This window comes from Vibrio eleionomae (assembly GCF_009874545.1).
GTDB classification, from domain to species: domain Bacteria; phylum Pseudomonadota; class Gammaproteobacteria; order Enterobacterales; family Vibrionaceae; genus Vibrio; species Vibrio nitrifigilis.
Map to the genome: position 1 here is coordinate 1 of NZ_WEKT01000117.1, position 1,391 is coordinate 1,391.

The following is a 1,391-nucleotide window of genomic DNA, read 5'->3' on the forward strand; positions in this document are numbered from 1 at the left end:
GTATCTTTCTATCCAAGATATCTATTTCATTTTATACAATATCAACTATTATAATTTTAGGTATTTTTGCTAACGATACAGTCCTTGGTTATTATACATCTGCAAACAAGATAATAGAGGCGATGAAAGGTTTATATCAACCTATATCTCAAGCTATTTACCCATTGGTTTCAAGAAAGATAAATAATGATATTTTGGATGGAATTAAATTTATAAGAAAAGCGGCATTATTTATTTGTAGCATCTCTTTTATAGCCTCGTTAGTAGTTTTCTTTAATTCAGGTTTGATCATTAATATATTATTAGGTGATCAATATTTTCATTCAATAGACATACTTAAAATAATGGCTTTCGTTCCGTTTTTGATTGTTGTAAGTAATATTTTAGGTGTTCAATTAATGTTGAATTTAGGTTATAAAAAACAGTTTTCTATAATTACGCTTTTAGCGGCTCTGCTGGGAGGAGTATTAAGTTTAATACTAATACCTATATATAAAGCCGAAGGCACAGCTTATGTAATATTGACTGTGGAAATATTTGTTACGCTGGTTATGGGGACATTCATTTATCTTAAAAGGGAAAAATATTATGATGCGAACTGATTCAGTTTGTGCTGTTATTGTAACCTATAACCGATGTACACTGTTGCCTCGTTGTATTGACTCGGTTTTCGAACAGAATAAAAAAGTAGATAGAATTGTAATCATCAATAACAATTCAACCGATGATACAGATAAATGGATTTGTGATAATACCTGTAGACTGAAATATGATAATGATGTAAATAATAAAAACTTCTCAAAACAAGTAGGCTTTTTAAAAAGATATGAAGAAGTTATTGACGTTATTTATATTAAAATGAATGTTAATTCAGGAGGCGCTGGTGGATTTTACACTGGTCTAAAAACTGCGTTTGATGAGAGTAAAAGTGATTGGTTTTGGCTGATGGATGATGATGGCAGAGCAGATAGCCAGTGTTTGAATACCTTGCTATGTTCGGCTAACGAAAATAAACTTCTAGCTATTAATCCATTAGTTATAGATATTGATAATAATGATTTATTATCTTTTGGTTTATCCAATGAAATTAAATCAAAATCTCAAGCAATGTCATCCTGTGAAAATAACGGATTAATTTATAATAAAGCTAATCCTTTTAATGGAACATTACTTAATAGAAAACTAGTTGATGATATTGGATTCATAAAAAAGGAAATGTTCATATGGGGAGATGAACAGGAGTATTTTTTAAGAATTAAGAAATTTGGTTTTCAATATGCAACGGATACGAATTCTAATTTCTATCATCCTACTAGTAAAACATCCTTTAGGACTTCATTGTTTGGTTGGAAAGTTGAAAGTAAACCTGAAAATCTTGAAATGAATTATTT

At 29.3% G+C, this 1,391-nt stretch carries 2 protein-coding genes; both read left to right on the forward strand.

What is annotated here, in order from left to right; all coding sequences use genetic code 11:
* A partial coding sequence (locus F9817_RS23645; RefSeq protein WP_161158658.1) for an oligosaccharide flippase family protein occupies positions 1-602 on the forward strand: 602 nt, incomplete at its 5' end.
* A partial coding sequence (locus F9817_RS23650) for a glycosyltransferase (RefSeq protein ID WP_161158659.1) occupies positions 589-1,391 on the forward strand: 803 nt, incomplete at its 3' end. The genes F9817_RS23645 and F9817_RS23650, both read left to right, overlap by 14 nt.